General features: G+C 58.6%; 10 protein-coding genes and 1 pseudogene. 7 read left to right on the top strand and 4 right to left on the bottom strand.

What is annotated here, in order from left to right:
* Window positions 1-14: 14 nt before the first annotated feature.
* From CES87_RS14095 to CES87_RS14110, 4 genes and pseudogenes are all read right to left on the bottom strand, one after another.
* A pseudogene (locus CES87_RS14095) lies at window positions 15-1447 on the bottom strand (OprD family porin).
* A gap of 170 nt (window positions 1448-1617) precedes the next feature.
* Window positions 1618-3219 (bottom strand): ABC transporter substrate-binding protein, encoded by a 1602-nt coding sequence (locus CES87_RS14100; protein WP_128606582.1) that lies wholly within the window; start codon window positions 3217-3219, stop codon window positions 1618-1620.
* A 306-nt stretch (window positions 3220-3525) separates the two neighbouring features.
* Window positions 3526-5151: an ABC transporter substrate-binding protein gene (locus CES87_RS14105; RefSeq protein WP_128606583.1), complete on the bottom strand. Its 1626-nt coding sequence runs from the start codon at window positions 5149-5151 to the stop codon at window positions 3526-3528.
* Window positions 5152-5627: 476 nt separating this feature from the next.
* Complete coding sequence (locus CES87_RS14110) at window positions 5628-6344, bottom strand: SIMPL domain-containing protein (protein WP_128606584.1); 717 nt, start codon at window positions 6342-6344, stop codon at window positions 5628-5630.
* Window positions 6345-6706: 362 nt separating this feature from the next.
* On the opposite strand from CES87_RS14110, the gene CES87_RS14115 reads away from it, so the two are divergent.
* The 7 genes from CES87_RS14115 to CES87_RS14145 all read left to right on the top strand — a co-directional run bounded on the left by CES87_RS14115 (window position 6707) and on the right by CES87_RS14145 (window position 15652).
* Entirely contained in the window at window positions 6707-7969 is a 1263-nt protein-coding gene (locus CES87_RS14115; protein ID WP_128606585.1) for an ATP-binding protein, read from the top strand.
* The gene (locus CES87_RS14120; RefSeq protein WP_095193936.1) at window positions 7962-8522 is read left to right on the top strand and encodes a response regulator transcription factor; all 561 of its coding nucleotides are present in this window, start codon (window positions 7962-7964) and stop codon (window positions 8520-8522) included. Before CES87_RS14115 ends, CES87_RS14120 begins: the two co-directional genes overlap by 8 nt.
* A 97-nt stretch (window positions 8523-8619) precedes the next feature.
* A complete protein-coding gene (locus CES87_RS14125) occupies window positions 8620-10347 on the top strand; it encodes an ABC transporter ATP-binding protein/permease (protein WP_128606586.1) in 1728 nt (575 codons plus the stop codon).
* A 183-nt stretch (window positions 10348-10530) separates the two neighbouring features.
* Window positions 10531-11280, top strand: coding sequence for a FadR/GntR family transcriptional regulator (locus CES87_RS14130; protein WP_178081422.1), 750 nt, complete (start codon window positions 10531-10533; stop codon window positions 11278-11280).
* 379 nt (window positions 11281-11659) lie between these two features.
* Window positions 11660-12571 (top strand): 5-dehydro-4-deoxyglucarate dehydratase, encoded by a 912-nt coding sequence (gene kdgD / locus CES87_RS14135; protein ID WP_007981458.1) that lies wholly within the window; start codon window positions 11660-11662, stop codon window positions 12569-12571.
* A gap of 74 nt (window positions 12572-12645) precedes the next feature.
* Entirely contained in the window at window positions 12646-14091 is a 1446-nt protein-coding gene (locus CES87_RS14140) for an aldehyde dehydrogenase family protein (protein WP_128606588.1), read from the top strand.
* A 190-nt stretch (window positions 14092-14281) separates the two neighbouring features.
* Window positions 14282-15652 (top strand): MFS transporter, encoded by a 1371-nt coding sequence (locus CES87_RS14145; RefSeq protein ID WP_128606589.1) that lies wholly within the window; start codon window positions 14282-14284, stop codon window positions 15650-15652.
* Window positions 15653-15659: the final 7 nt, after the last annotated feature.

The raw sequence follows: 15659 nt of genomic DNA on the forward strand, positions 1-15659 counted from the left end.
ATGCGGCCGGTGCATTACAGAATGTTGAACGGAACAGTGGTCACGAGACGGAACTCGTTGATGCTGCCGTCAGCCTGGTTTTCACTGGCACGGTGAGCGGTGTAGGTCGCACGAACAGTAGTGGCCTTGAGCGGGCCGCTCTGTAGGGCGTAGGTAGCACCGATACCGTATTCGTAATGGGTTTCGCCATCCTGCGACTGGATACCGTCATAACCCTTGCCGGCCACACCGCCGTTGCCGGTGTAGTGAGTACCGTCGATCCCCAGCCACGCGCCTGGTAAATGTTGAACTTCAGGCCTGGGACGCCGTATTCGGCCATGTTCAGACCGTAGGCAACCTGGAAGGATTTCTCGTTCGGGCCGTTGAAGTCCGACAGCAGGGAGTTGGCCAGGTAGATGCCGTTGGTTTCGTGCAGGTAGTCGAAGTACTCGTTACCGTTCACTTCCTGATACGAGAAGGTCAGGCTGTGAGCCTGGTGAGTCAGGCCGAACGACAGGGAGTAGGTGTCGTTGTCGATGTCGCCAATCAGCGCCTTACCTTGTTCCTTGGTTTTGTAGTAGTTCAGGCCGGAGGTCAAGCTCAGCACCTGGCTGTCGCCCAGTACGTGGGTGGCGCCGAAGTAGTACTGGTTCCAGATGTCTTCGGCCTGGGTCGCCCAAAGGCTGGTGGTCAGGCTGGCGAACGGGGTGTAGGTGATACCGCCGGTGTAGACGTGGTCGGTCTCAACGATTCCGTTGGCGTATTCGGTGCGGAATTTGCGCTGGCTTTCTTCGGTACGCGGGGAGTTGCGATCGAAGGTGGCCAGGTCGAATGCCAGGTTGTTCAGCTCTTCGCTGTGGATCGCCACACCCTCGAAGCTCGAAGGCAGCGCACGGTTGCCTATGACATCGACCATCGGGCTGCTGAAGTTCATGCGGCCAGCGGTCAGTGTGGTATTGGAAACGCGAGCCTTGACGTTGGCCAGGCCCAGTTTGCTCCACTGGCCTTGAGCGTCACCGCCTTCTTTGGTCAGGGTCCGGTTGTTGCCCGCGCCTGGTCGAGTGCCAGGTGCGCCACCGTTGTTGGAAGCCAGGTCCTTGCGGTCACGATCCAGGGCGATGGCGTTGTAGGCCGCCACTTCAGTGCTGAAACCGACAGTGCCTTCGGTGAAGCCCGAGTTGTACTTGACGATCGTGCCCTGAACCCAGTTGATGCGACGGTCAGTCGGGGTCGATACGCCGTCTTTCTTGTAGGTGAAGTTGCCGCCGCGCTTCAGTTGTTCGTTGGCGTACCAGTTACGGGTAGTGCCGCTGATCGACTGGCCTTCGAGGAAGCCGGTGGCTTCGCCCTGGGCGCTTTTTTCATTCACGGTAACCGGGGTATACGCCTGGCTTTGGGTTTCTGCGTAAGCCGTGGCGGTTACGCTGCTGATGGCCAGGGCCAATATTGCGGTGCTGCTCAGTTTCATGGGTGAAGCTCCTTACTTTCTATTATTAATGCCGACCTTTTTGATGGTTCGGCTATTTGCTTGGAACTCATTTGCGCATCGCAAACGTTTGCTCGCCGCCGGATGGGCGAATTACGGCAATACGCCTGCATGAGGGCGTTATGCGCCCCCAGCGTTTTAGCTACACGGTTTTATTTATCGATGCTGACACCCGAGAACACGTTGCGACCGAAGGGGCTGACCTTGAACCCTTCGATTTTGGCGCTCAACGGCTGGTTGACCGTCGAGTGGGCGACTGGCGTGATCGGTACCTGCTGTTTGAGTAACTGCTGCGCCTGTTTGTAAAGCTGGGTGCGTTGGTCGCGGTCGGTCACGACTTTGGCCTGCTTGATGATCTTGTCGTAAGCCGGATCACACCACATGGAGTAGTTGTTGCCACCAATGGCGTCGCAGCTGTACAGCGTGCCGAGCCAGTTATCCGGATCACCGTTGTCACCGGTCCAGCCGATCAGGCTGATGTCGTGCTCGCCGTTCTTGGTGCGCTTGATGTACTCGCCCCATTCGTAGCTGACGATCTTGACCTTGAGGCCGATCTTCGCCCAGTCAGACTGAAGCATCTCGGCCATCAACTTGGCGTTGGGGTTGTACGGGCGCTGGACCGGCATGGCCCACAGGGTGATTTCTGTGCCTTCCTTCACGCCAGCAGCCTTGAGCAGTTCCCTGGCTTTTTCCGGGTTGTAGGCGGCGTCTTTGATGGTCTCATCGTATGACCACTGGGTCGGTGGCATGGCGTTGACGGCCAGTTGTCCCGCGCCCTGGTAAACGGCGTTGAGAATGCTTTGCTTGTTCACCGCCATGTCCAGCGCCTGACGTACTTCGAGCTGGTCGAAGGGTTTGTGGCGCACGTTATAGGCGATGTAGCCGAGGTTGAAACCCGGTTTCTCGATCAGTTGCAGTGCCGGGTCGTTCTTCAATGCGGCCACATCGGCAGGGCGCGGGTGCAGGGTGATCTGGCACTCGTTGGCCTTGAGCTTCTGCACACGCACCGAGGCGTCGGTGTTGATGGCGAAAATCAGATTGTCGAGCTTGACCCGGGTCGGGTCCCAGTAGTGCTTGTTGCCGGTGTAACGGATGTTGGAGTCTTTCTGGTAGCTCTTGAACACGAACGGCCCGGTGCCGATGGGCTTCTGGTTGATATCGCTCGGCTTGCCCTCGGCCAGCAGCTTGTCGGCGTACTCGGCGGAGAGAATTGCGGCGAAGCTCATGGCGATGTTCTGGATGAACGCGGCGTCCACGCTGTTGAGCGTCATGACCACGGTCAGCGGCCCGGTCTTTTCGACCTTGGCGATGTTCTTGTTCAGGCTCATACCGTTGAAATACGGAAACTCGGTCGGATAAGCCTTACGGAAAGGTTGTTGCGGGTCGAGCATGCGATTGAACGTGAACAGCACGTCATCGGCGTTGAAGTCGCGGGTCGGTGTGAAGTACTTGGTTGTATGAAATTTCACCTCAGGGCGCAGGTGAAAAGTGTACTTGAGGCCGTCCTCGGAAATATCCCAACTCGTGGCCAGGCCCGGTACGACATTGGTCGCGCCTTTTTCAAACTCTGCCAGTCGGTTGTACAGCGGCTCGGCGGCGTCGTTATCGGTCGCAGTGGTGTACTGCGCCGTATCGAAACCGGCGGGACTGCCTTCAGAGCAGAACACCAGGCTGTTGTTGGCGGCCTGACTCATGGAGGTGACGGCCAACAGGCCGGTGCCCAGCAATGCGGATAAAGCCAAGGTATGGCGCATGACGCTCCCTCTCGTTAGGTGTTTTGACAATGAGCCTTCGTCCCGTCCGGGGACGTGGAGGCTTCACTGGTTTCAAGCCATGACGTGCAGCAAAAAAAACCGATGACCCACGCATGAGCTGGTCGGATCCCGACGGTATGAACCGTGAGTCCGGCAGTAAATGCGAAAAGTCCGAAAGACTTGTGGGAAAAGTCGACGCGTCCTAGCGTTCTGCTGTAGTCAGCAGTCGGTTTGGATGTAGGTGGTTTCCTGCTTTCTCGGTAGATAAAGCAACGGCGACGTCAGAAACGTCGCCGTTGCCAAACCTTATTTGCTGACGCTTACGCCGTAGAAGGAGTTCAAGCCAAATGGGCTGATCTTGAAGTCCTGCACTTCGGCGCGCATGGGTTGGAACACCGTCGAGTGAGCGATAGGTGTCATTGGCGTCTGATCTTTGAGGATGTGTTGCGCCTGCTTGTACAGATCGGTGCGCTTGGCCTGATCCGAGGTGCGCTTGGCTTGTTTGACGATGTCGTCAAACGGCTTGTAGCACCACTTGGAGAAGTTGTTGCCTTCCAGCGAGTCGCAACCGAACAGCACGTTCAGCCAGTTGTCCGGATCACCATTGTCGCCACTCCAGCCAATCAGCATTGCCTGGTTTTCGCCACCTTTGGAGCGCTTGATGTACTCGCCCCACTCGTAGCTCTGGATCTTGACCTTGAGACCGATCTTGGACCAGTCGGACTGCAGCATTTCTGCCATCAGCTTAGCGTTCGGGTTGTACGGACGCTGTACCGGCATCGCCCAGAGTACGATTTCGGTGCCGTCTTTCACGCCGGCTTCCTTGAGCAGCTCTTTGGCTTTCTCAGGGTTGTACGGCGCATCCTTGATGGTGGTGTCGTAGGACCACTGGGTCGGTGGCATGGCGTTGACGGCCAGTTGGCCGGCGCCCTGGTACACGGAGTCGATGATCTGCTGTTTGTTGACCGCCATGTCCAGTGCCTGACGCACTTTCAGTTGGGCCAGCGGATTCGGCTCGTTGCTGCCCTTGACCTTATCCATCACGTTGTAGGCGATGTAACCCAGGTTGAAACCAGCCTGGTCAGGCAACTTCAGGGTCTTGTCTTCGCGCAGTGCTTTCAGGTCGGCTGGACGAGGGAACAGAGTGATCTGGCACTCGCCCTTCTTCAGCTTCTGGATACGCACCGACGGGTCGGTGGTGATGGCGAAGATCAGGTTGTCGATCTTGACGTCTTCAGGCTTCCAATAGTCCTTGTTCCCGGTGTAGCGGATGTTGGAGTCTTTCTGGTAGCTCTTGAACACGAACGGGCCGGTGCCTACCGGCTTCTGGTTGATGTCGGCGGCCTTGCCTTCCTTGAGCAGCTGGGCAGCGTACTCGGCGGACTGGATCGAGGCGAAGCTCATGGCCATGTTCTGGATGAACGCGGCATCAACGTCTTTGAGGGTGAACTTGACAGTCTTGTCGTCGACTTTATCGATCTTGGTGATGTTGGTGTCCATCCCCATGTCGGTGAAGTACGGGAATTCGGTCGGGTACGCTTTGCGGAACGGGTCATCCTTGTTAATCATGCGATTAAAGGTGAACAGAACGTCGTCGGCGTTGAAGGTACGAGTCGGCTTGAAGTACGGGGTAGTGTGGAACTTGACGCCTTCGCGCAGGTGGAAGGTGTAAGTCAGGCCGTCGGTGGAGACGTCCCAGCTGGTCGCCAGGCCAGGAATAACGGCGGTGCCGCCGCGCTCGAACTGGGTCAGGCGGTTGAACATGGTTTCTGCAGAGGCGTCGAAGTCGGTTCCGGTGGTGTACTGACCTGGATCGAAACCGGCCGGGCTACCTTCAGAGCAGAACACCAGGTTACCCGCAGCTTGAGCGAACGGCGCGCTAGCCAATAGGCTGGCGCCAAGTAAAAACGGAATGACCGCGTGTTTAAGCATGGTGGCCTCATGATTTTGTTGTCATTTTTTAATTTGAGGACGACCTCGTGAGTCGTGCCTGCGGATACTTATGCAGGGGCCATACCCAATGCAAGATCCAGAGCGACTACAAGCCTTAAACGGTGGCACGAACGTACCTTAATGTCGCATTTGTGTAAAAACTGACGCATTTTAACGTTTGCGCGGCTTTTTTGTAGTGCAACTGGCGCACCTTTATGGTGCGCTCAAGCGTCGGGATGCCCGTGGGTGGGGCGGGGGTGTTACCTATTTATACCCTCGTCCTGTGGGGGTGAGTATGGGTGAATGGGAGTGGTTATCGTTGTCTTGGTATGGGTCGATCACAGTGAGTTTTACCAAGTGCAACTGATGTCGTTTTTTGGGGTGTGCCCGCCCATCCCCAGATTCAGCATAGACGCTGATTGCAAAAAAAAGGCGATCACCGGGGTGATCGCCTTTTTTGCCTGCGGGTTAACGAATCAAGGCATCAGCACTTCAATCGAACCATCGGCGGTCATGCTGACCTGGCTGGTGCCGGCTTCCACTTCCGGGGTCACCGGTGCGCTGTCCATGCTGGCGGCTTTCATCATCATCGGTGCGCGCATGTACGGTTGCGGGTAGCCGTTGCTGTTGAGGTTCATATTGACGATCTTGTAGCCCTTGCCGCCCAGAGCGTCGGTGGCGAGTTGGGCGCGAGCCTTGAAGGCAGTCACCGCGTCCTTGAGCAGGGCGTCTTCGCTGGCCTTGCGGGTCGGTGTGGCGATGGCGAAGTCCATGCCGCCCATCTTCAGGTCGTTGAGCAGTTCACCGGTCAGCTTCGACAGTGCGGCGAAATCGGTGCTTTCCAGGCGCAGTTCAGCGCGCTCTCGCCAGCCAGTAATTTTTTGGCCCTTGGTGTCATAGATCGGGTAGCTGTTGCGGCTGCCCTGGCGCAGGGTGATGTCTTTAACCTGCCTGGCCTGGGCCAGCGCCTTGTTCATGGTGGTGCTGACGTCGGCGGCGAGCTTGGCCGGATCGGTGTTTTGTTCTTCGGTGTAGAGAGTCACGATCATCAGGTCGCGAGCCACTTCCTGGCTGACTTCGGCGCGCAGGGAAATCTGGTTGTAGTGAAGCTCGTCGGCAGCCAAGGCCGGGAGGCTGGCGATAGTGCCAACACTCAGGGCGAGGAGGGCAGCGCTGCGGCGGAATGTGTGCATGAAGGCTCCTAAGGTGGTGCGCAGGAAATGGTCCGGGCCTGCGTGAAATCATCAGACTCTAGCTTCAATGATCCGGTTCGCACAGTTACAACTTCTATACAGATCGACGCGATCCTTTGTAGCAGCTGCCGAAGGCTGCGTTCGGCTGCGAAGCAGCCGCAGATCCGGTATGCGCGGTTTTCCTGAAGTACCGCAGTGTCGGATTTTACGACTGCTTCGCAGCCGGACGCAGGCTTCGCCAGCTGCTACAAGGGACGTGTTTCGCCGATGACCATGTGGCGGTTTGCCGCACTTTTGCCTGTCAGCCCTTGTGCTTGGTTATACTCCCTGCGATCCGCCTGGAGCGCTCATCAGGAGAGCTCATGCTCGCCCCCGTTCAAATCACTTCCGCCACTCGCCAGAATCTCTGGCGGCTGACGTTCATCCGCACGTTGGTGCTGGCCGCCCAGGCCGGTTCCGTGGGCCTGGCCTACTGGCTCGAACTGCTGCCACTGCCCTGGTTTCAACTGGCCGCGACCCTCGGTTGCTCGATGTTGCTGTGTGCTTTCACAGCGATTCGCCTGCGTACTACGTGGCCGGTCACCGAACTTGAGTACGCCGTGCAACTGGCTTGCGATCTGTTTATCCACAGCGCCTTGCTGTATTTCTCCGGCGGTTCGACCAACCCCTTCGTCTCCTACTATCTGGTGCCGCTGACCATTGCAGCGGTGACGCTTCCGTGGCGTTATTCGGTGGTTCTGTCGGGCATCGCGCTAACGATGTACACCCTGCTGCTGGCGCGGTTCTATCCGTTGCAAACCTTCCCGATCGCCCGGGAAAATTTGCAGGTGTACGGGATGTGGCTGAGTTTCGCCCTGGCGGCGGCAGTCATAACGTTCTTCGCCGCGCGCATGGCTGAAGAACTACGCCGTCAGGAAGAATTGCGGGCGATCCGCCGCGAAGAAGGCCTGCGCGATCAGCAATTGCTGGCCGTCGCCACACAGGCGGCGGGCGCCGCCCATGAGCTGGGGACGCCGCTGGCGACGATGAGCGTACTGCTCAAGGAAATGCGCCAGGATCATCACGACCCGATGTTGCAGGACGACCTCAGCGTGCTGCAGGATCAAGTCAAACTGTGCAAGCAGACGTTGCAGCAACTGGTACGCGCCGCCGAGGCCAATCGCCGATTGGCGGTAGAGATGCAGGACGTCACCGATTGGCTCGATGAAGCGCTCAATCGCTGGCACCTGATGCGCCCGGAAGCCAGTTATCGCTTCCAGCGCCTGGGCCAAGGCACGGTGCCGCGCATGGCGCCCCCGCCGGACCTGACCCAAGCGCTGCTGAATTTGCTGAACAACGCGGCGGATGCCTGTCCTGAAGGACTGCAAGTGACCCTGGACTGGAATGCCGAAGATTTGACCATCAGCATCCGCGACCACGGTGCCGGTGTGCCGCTGGCCATCGCCGAGCAGATCGGCAAGCCGTTTTTTACCACCAAGGGCAAAGGTTTCGGCCTGGGCCTGTTTTTGAGCAAGGCCAGCGTGACACGCGCCGGCGGCTCAGTGAAACTCTATAGTCATGAGGAAGGCGGCACGCTCACCGAGCTGCGCCTGCCCCACGGCGCCCGAGGAGACCAACATGAGTGACGAAATCCAGGTTGAAGGCGAAGAACTGCCGCATTTGCTGCTGGTCGACGACGATGCGACCTTTACTCGGGTGATGGCCCGCGCCATGGCTCGCCGTGGCTTTCGCGTCAGCACCGCAGGTTCCGCCGAAGAGGGGCTGACCATCGCCCAGAATGATCTGCCGGACTACGCTGCGCTGGATCTGAAAATGGACGGCGATTCGGGCCTGGTGCTGTTGCCAAAGCTGCTGGAAATGGACCCGGAAATGCGCGTGGTGATTCTCACCGGTTATTCGAGCATCGCAACCGCCGTGGAAGCGATCAAGCGCGGTGCCTGCAACTACCTGTGCAAACCGGCCGACGCCGACGACGTGCTGGCCGCGCTGCTGTCCGAACACGCCGACCTCGACAGCCTGGTGCCGGAAAACCCGATGTCCGTGGACCGCTTGCAGTGGGAGCACATCCAGCGCGTACTGACCGAGCACGAAGGCAACATCTCCGCCACGGCCCGCGCCCTGGGCATGCACCGCCGCACGCTGCAGCGCAAACTGCAGAAGCGTCCGGTTCGTCGCTGAACCTGCGCTGAACGAATGCGGGCCGTTCCTCGCGACAATCCGAACCGATCATCTATGATCGGTTCGTGCGTGTACTTTTCTTTATTGAGCCTTATCCATGAATCAGAACGCTGAATATTCCGCGGTCAACGATGCTGTGCGCGGGCAGTTTTTTCGAAAAGTCTGGGCGATGACCACGCCTTACTGGCGCAGCGAGGAGAAGGGCAAGGCCTGGACGCTGCTGATCGCGGTGATTGCATTGTCGCTGGTCAGCGTAGGGATCTCGGTGTGGTTCAACACCTGGTACAAGGATTTCTACAATGCCCTGCAGAAGAAAGACGAAGCGGCGTTCTGGCAGTTGATTCTGTATTTCTGCGCGATCGCAGCCGTCGCGATTGTCGGTGCGGTGTATCGGCTCTACCTGACGCAGATGCTGACGATTCGCTGGCGGGCGTGGCTCACCGAGAAATATTTTTCCCGCTGGCTCGGCGACAAGAATTACTACCAGCTGGAGCAGGGTGGCTACACCGATAACCCGGACCAACGGATTTCCGAAGACCTCAACAACTTCACCTCGAACACGCTGGAACTGGGCATTGGTTTACTTCGCAACATTGTCAGCCTGGTATCGTTCTCGATCATTCTGTGGGGCGTGTCAGGCAGTATCGAAGTATGGGGTTTCACCATTCCCGGCTACATGTTCTGGTGCGTACTGGTTTATGCCGTTGTGGGCAGTTGGCTGACGCATTTGATCGGTCGTCGCTTGATCGGCCTGAACAACCAACAACAACGCTTCGAAGCCGATTTGCGTTTCTCCATGGTGCGGATTCGCGAGAATGCCGAAAGTATCGCGCTGTACAACGGCGAACCCAACGAACATCGTCGGTTGAGCAGTCGCTTCGGGATGGTCTGGCATAATTTCTGGGACATCATGAAGGTGTCCAAGCGCCTGACATTCTTCACTGCCGGTTACAGTCAGGCCGCCATCATCTTTCCGTTCATCGTCGCTTCCCCGCGTTACTTGTCCGGCAAAATCGAACTCGGCGAGCTGATGCAGATCAGCTCGGCGTTCGGCAACGTGCAGGAAAGTTTCAGCTGGTTCATCAGTGCATACCAGAGCCTCGCCTCCTGGCGCGCCACCTGTGATCGTTTGCTGAGCTTCCGTCAGGCCATGAGCGACAACGAAGAACGTGCGCCAGCCATTGACGTGCAGAATCAGGGGGATGCGTTGAAAGTGCACAACCTTGGCCTCGATCTCGCGGACGGTCGTCACTTATTGACCAATGCCGACATGACCGTAGAAGAGGGCGAGCGGGTCATGCTCAGCGGTCGTTCCGGCAGCGGCAAGTCGACCCTGCTACGGACAATGGGGCACCTGTGGCCGATGGGACACGGCAGCATTCGCTTGCCAGCGGCGCGTTATCTGTTCCTGCCGCAAAAACCTTATTTGCCCATTGGCACCCTGCGTGAAGCGCTGAGTTATCCACAGGCCAGCGACACCTATCAGACCGAGCGATACGTGCACGTACTGGAAACCTGCCGCTTGCCGCATCTGGTAGCGCGTCTGGACGAAGCCAATCACTGGCAGCGCATGCTCTCGCCGGGTGAGCAACAACGCCTGGCCTTTGCCCGCGCGCTGCTTTACGCACCGCAATGGCTATACATGGACGAAGCGACATCGGCGATGGATGAAGAAGACGAGGCGTCGCTCTATCAGGCGCTGATCGATCAGCTGCCAGGGCTGAGCATCGTTAGCGTCGGCCATCGCAGCAGCCTCAAGCGTTTCCATCCGCGGCATGTTCGAATCGACAACGGCCATCTGGTGGATCAGACCGTGACCGCATAAACCCCACAGCCCCAGTAGGAGCGGGGCTTGCCCGCGAAGAACGATAACGCGCTCATAAATAGAGACCGCGTAACGGCCTTCGCGGGCAAGCCTCGCTCCTACGAGAGGGAGGTGGTGGTGATCGTACAACCGCGTTGAGCTATGATGCGGTTTCAGCCGAATTTTTCGAGACAGATGTTCACCATGGAAAACCCGATCGACGCACCACGCCTCCCTCGCAAGCGCCGCAGCCTCGCTCAGGAACTGGTGACGGTGCTGTCCGAGCAGATTCGCGACGGTCACCTCAAGCGTGGCGACAAATTGCCCACCGAGTCGGCAATCATGGACGCCCATGGCGTTAGCCGCACGGTGGTGCGCGAGGCGATTTCCCGTTTGCAGGCGGCCGGCCAGGTTGAAACCCGCCACGGCATCGGCACCTTCGTGCTCGATACCCCGAGCCCGAGCGGTTTTCGCATCGACCCGGCGACCGTGGTCACCTTGCGTGACGTGTTGGCGATTCTGGAACTGCGCATCAGCCTGGAAGTGGAGTCCGCAGGCCTCGCCGCGCAACGCCGCAGCGCCGAGCAGCTTGGTCTGATGAGGGCTGCACTGGATGCGCTGAATGAAAGTGTCTCCCACGCCAGCGATGCCGTGGCCTCGGACTTCCAGTTCCACCTGCAGATTGCGCTGGCCACCGGCAACCGTTACTTCACAGACATCATGACTCACCTGGGTACCAGCATCATCCCGCGCACCCGTCTCAACTCCGCGCGGCTGGCCCATGACGATCAGCAGCACTACATGAATCGCCTGAGCCGTGAGCACGAGGAGATCTACGACGCGATTGCCCGCCAAGACTCCGACGCCGCCCGCGCGGCCATGCGCCTGCACCTGACCAACAGCCGGGAACGGCTACGTCATGCCCATGAAGAGGCTGAGGCGCAGCGGGGGTAAGATTTCAGGCGAGGTCATTTGTCGCCTTTCAGATTGCCTTCGCGGGCAAGCCTCGCTCCTACAGGTTTGCGCCGTTCCTGTAGGAGCGAGGCTTGCCCGCGAAGGGGTCATACGTCATCCACAAAACCGTCAGCCACTCCACTGATTGTCTGGCCGAATCTCCCGACAACGTATCTCTGTAGAGCCGTTTGTCGCACCAACTCCGCCCCCCCCACTCAAAGGCCATGAAACCCGGTCTTCAAACGTTCTTGTCGAACAATTTTCACCCACAGCGATGAAATGCAGTTGACGGTTGTATTTTAAGTTGTACGATGACCTACAACTTCAGCGCAGGCTGATCAGTCTTCTCACAAACGTCGCTACCCAGGGTGTTCGAATAATGAATCCACAAGAACTGAAGTCCATCCTTTCTGCCGGTCTGCTGTCTTTCCCGGTCACCGATTTCAATGCTCAGGGCGATTTCAACCGCGCGGGCTACATCAAACGTCTGGAATGGCTGGCCCCATACGGCGCCTCGGCCCTATTCGCCGCAGGCGGCACCGGTGAGTTCTTCTCCCTGGCGGCCAGCGAATATTCGGAAATCATCAAGACCGCCGTCGACACCTGCGCTACCAGCGTGCCGATTCTGGCCGGCGTTGGCGGTTCGACCCGTCAAGCCATCGAATACGCTCAGGAAGCCGAGCGTCTGGGCGCCAAAGGCCTGTTGCTGCTGCCGCACTATTTGACCGAAGCCAGCCAGGACGGCGTTGCCGCCCACGTTGAAGCCGTGTGCAAATCGGTCAACATCGGTGTTGTGGTTTACAACCGAAACGTCTGCCGCCTGACCGCGCCGCTGCTGGAACGCCTGGCCGAGCGCTGCCCGAACCTGATCGGCTACAAGGATGGCCTGGGTGATATCGAATTGATGGTGTCGATCCGTCGCCGCCTCGGTGATCGCTTCAGCTACCTGGGCGGTTTGCCAACCGCCGAAGTCTACGCCGCGGCCTACAAGGCACTGGGTGTGCCGGTCTACTCCTCGGCGGTGTTCAACTTCATCCCGAAAACCGCGATGGATTTCTACCACGCGATCGCTCGCGAAGATCACGCCACCGTCGGCAAGATCATCGATGACTTCTTCCTGCCGTACCTGGACATCCGCAACCGCAAGGCCGGCTACGCCGTGAGCATCGTCAAGGCCGGGGCAAAAATCGCCGGCTATGACGCAGGCCCTGTGCGTGCACCGCTGACCGACCTGACCGGCGAAGAGTACGAAATGCTCGCCGCGTTGATCGACAAGCAAGGTGCGCAGTAACACATCAAATTGAACGAGGCCGCTGAGTATTCAGCGGCCTTTTGCGTAAGGCTTTTTGTTTCGAGGGCAGTCCCGTGACAGATGCAAAACGTTACGACAACTACATCAACGGTGAATGGGTCGCCGGTGCCGATTACTCGGCCAACATCAACCCGTCGGAATTGAGCGACACCATCGGCGACTACGCCAAGGCTGACCTGGCCCAGGTCAACGCTGCCATCGACGCTGCCCGTGCCGCATTTCCAGCGTGGTCCACGTCCGGTATCCAGGCACGTCACGACTCCCTGGATAAAGTCGGCACCGAAATCCTCGCCCGTCGCGAAGAGCTCGGCACCCTGCTGGCCCGGGAAGAGGGCAAGACCCTGCCCGAAGCCATCGGCGAAGTGACCCGCGCCGGTAACATCTTCAAATTCTTCGCCGGTGAAACCCTACGTCTGTCCGGCGACTATCTGCCGTCGGTGCGTCCGGGTGTGAACGTCGAAGTGACACGTGAAGCATTGGGTGTGGTTGGCCTGATCACTCCGTGGAATTTCCCGATTGCGATCCCTGCGTGGAAAATCGCCCCGGCTCTGGCCTACGGCAACTGCGTCGTGCTCAAGCCTGCGGATTTGGTACCGGGTTGCGCCTGGGCACTGGCCGAAATCATCTCTCGCGCAGGCTTCCCGGCCGGCGTGTTCAACCTGGTGATGGGCAGCGGTCGTGTGGTCGGTGAAGCGCTGGTCAACAGCCCGAAAGTCGATGGCATCAGCTTCACCGGTTCCGTTGGCGTCGGTCGTCAGATCGCCGTTAGTTGCGTGTCGCGTCAGGCCAAGGTCCAGCTGGAAATGGGCGGCAAGAACCCGCAGATCATTCTCGACGATGCCGACCTCAAGCAAGCGGTCGAGTTGTCGGTGCAGAGCGCGTTCTACTCCACCGGCCAACGTTGCACCGCTTCGAGCCGCTTTATCGTCACTGCCGGCATCCACGACCAGTTCGTTGAAGCCGTGGCCGAGCGCATGAAATCGATCAAGGTCGGCCACGCGCTGAAAGCCGGCACCGACATCGGCCCGGTGGTTTCCCAAGCGCAGCTTGAACAGGACATGAAGTACATCGACATCGGCCAGTCCGAAGGTGCACGTCTGGTCAGCGGTGGTGGTCTGGTGACCTGCGACACCGAAGGTTACTTCCTTGCGCCAACCCTGTTTGCCGACAGCGAAGCATCGATGCGCATCAGCCGCGAAGAGATCTTCGGTCCGGTGGCCAACGTCGTCCGCGTGGCTGACTACGAAGCTGCATTGGCCATGGCCAACGACACCGAGTTCGGTCTGTCGGCAGGCATCGCCACCACATCGTTGAAGTACGCCAACCACTTCAAACGCCACTCCCAGGCCGGAATGGTGATGGTCAATCTGCCGACCGCCGGCGTGGATTACCACGTTCCGTTCGGCGGGCGTAAAGGTTCATCCTATGGATCACGTGAGCAAGGCCGTTATGCGCAAGAGTTCTACACAGTCGTAAAAACCAGCTACATCGGCTCGTAATGCAACACCGCGGTATCGGCATCGATACCGCGATTCCTGTAGGAGCGAGCTTGCTCGCGAAGGTCTTGAGGTCGCGGCGGTCAACCTGATGCCCCGCGTCATCGTTGACTCCCATCGCGAGCAGGCTCGCTCCTACAAGGAGCGATAAAGATTCACCCCGCATAAAAATAATCAGTGGGAGTACATCTACATGCAATCGACCCAGAAGCCGACTCACGTCCGCTATTTGATCCTGCTCATGCTTTTCCTGGTGACCACGATCAACTACGCCGACCGGGCGACCATCGCAATCGCTGGCTCCAGTCTGCAAAAAGACCTCGGCATTGACGCGGTCACTCTCGGTTACATCTTCTCCGCATTCGGTTGGGCCTACGTGGCCGGGCAAATTCCCGGTGGCTGGCTGCTTGACCGTTTCGGTTCGAAAAAAATCTACGCGCTGAGCATCTTCACCTGGTCGGTGTTCACCGTGCTGCAGGGTTATGTCGGCGAGTTCGGAATGTCCACGGCGATCGTTGCGTTGTTCATGCTGCGCTTCCTGGTGGGGCTGGCCGAAGCACCGTCCTTCCCCGGCAACGCACGCATCGTCGCGGCCTGGTTCCCGACCGCTGAACGCGGTACGGCCTCGGCGATCTTCAATTCGGCGCAATACTTTGCCACGGTATTGTTCGCACCACTGATGGGCTGGATCGTCTACAGCTTCGGCTGGCAGCACGTGTTCATCGTCATGGGCGTGATCGGCATCATCTTCTCGCTGATCTGGCTGAAAGTTATCCACAGTCCGCGCCAGCACCCGAGGATCAATGACGCCGAGTTCAAGCACATCGCCGACAACGGCGGCATGGTCGACATGGACCAGGACAAAGGCAAAGGTAAAAAGGTCGACGGTCCGAAGTGGGACTACATCCGCCAGCTACTGACCAACCGCATGATGCTTGGCGTGTACCTGGGTCAGTACTGCATCAACGGCATCACCTACTTCTTTCTGACCTGGTTCCCGGTGTACCTGGTGCAAGAGCGCGGCATGACCATTCTCAAGGCCGGGTTCATTGCCTCGTTGCCGGCGATCTGCGGCTTTATCGGTGGTGTGCTTGGCGGCGTGATTTCCGATTACCTGCTGCGCAAGGGCCATTCCCTGACCTTCGCCCGCAAGGCGCCGATCATCGCCGGTCTGTTGGTCTCCAGCAGCATTGTGGCCTGTAACTACGTCGACATCGAATGGATGGTCGTGGGCTTCATGGCCCTGGCGTTCTTTGGCAAAGGCGTGGGCGCACTGGGCTGGGCCGTGGTGTCCGACACATCGCCGAAACAGATCGCCGGTTTGAGCGGTGGCCTTTTCAACATGTTCGGTAACCTCGCCTCGATCACCACCCCGATCGTCATCGGTTACATCATCAGCTCCACCGGTTCGTTCAAATGGGCGCTGGTGTTTGTCGGTTGCAACGCACTGGTCGCGGTGTTCAGCTATCTGGTCATCGTGGGTCCGATCAAGCGTGTGGTGCTCAAAGAGCCACCGCTCAATGGTCCAGAAACCAACAATAAATTGTCTCAAGCGCATTCCTGAGGAGCGG

Origin of the sequence: Pseudomonas sp. ERMR1:02 (genome assembly GCF_002277815.1) — a bacterium.
In the GTDB taxonomy this organism is placed as follows: Bacteria; Pseudomonadota; Gammaproteobacteria; order Pseudomonadales; family Pseudomonadaceae; genus Aquipseudomonas.

Bases quoted from the DNA above. Each gene is read 5' to 3' on its own strand.
- CES87_RS14100 (WP_128606582.1), bottom strand. From the start codon at position 3,219: ATGCGCCATACCTTGGCTTTATCCGCATTGCTGGGCACCGGCCTGTTG.
- CES87_RS14105 (WP_128606583.1), bottom strand. From the start codon at position 5,151: ATGCTTAAACACGCGGTCATTCCGTTTTTACTTGGCGCCAGCCTATTG.
- CES87_RS14110 (WP_128606584.1), bottom strand. From the start codon at position 6,344: ATGCACACATTCCGCCGCAGCGCTGCCCTCCTCGCCCTGAGTGTTGGC.
- CES87_RS14115 (WP_128606585.1), top strand. From the start codon at position 6,707: ATGCTCGCCCCCGTTCAAATCACTTCCGCCACTCGCCAGAATCTCTGG.
- CES87_RS14120 (WP_095193936.1), top strand. From the start codon at position 7,962: ATGAGTGACGAAATCCAGGTTGAAGGCGAAGAACTGCCGCATTTGCTG.
- CES87_RS14125 (WP_128606586.1), top strand. From the start codon at position 8,620: ATGAATCAGAACGCTGAATATTCCGCGGTCAACGATGCTGTGCGCGGG.
- CES87_RS14130 (WP_178081422.1), top strand. From the start codon at position 10,531: ATGGAAAACCCGATCGACGCACCACGCCTCCCTCGCAAGCGCCGCAGC.
- kdgD (WP_007981458.1), top strand. From the start codon at position 11,660: ATGAATCCACAAGAACTGAAGTCCATCCTTTCTGCCGGTCTGCTGTCT.
- CES87_RS14145 (WP_128606589.1), top strand. From the start codon at position 14,282: ATGCAATCGACCCAGAAGCCGACTCACGTCCGCTATTTGATCCTGCTC.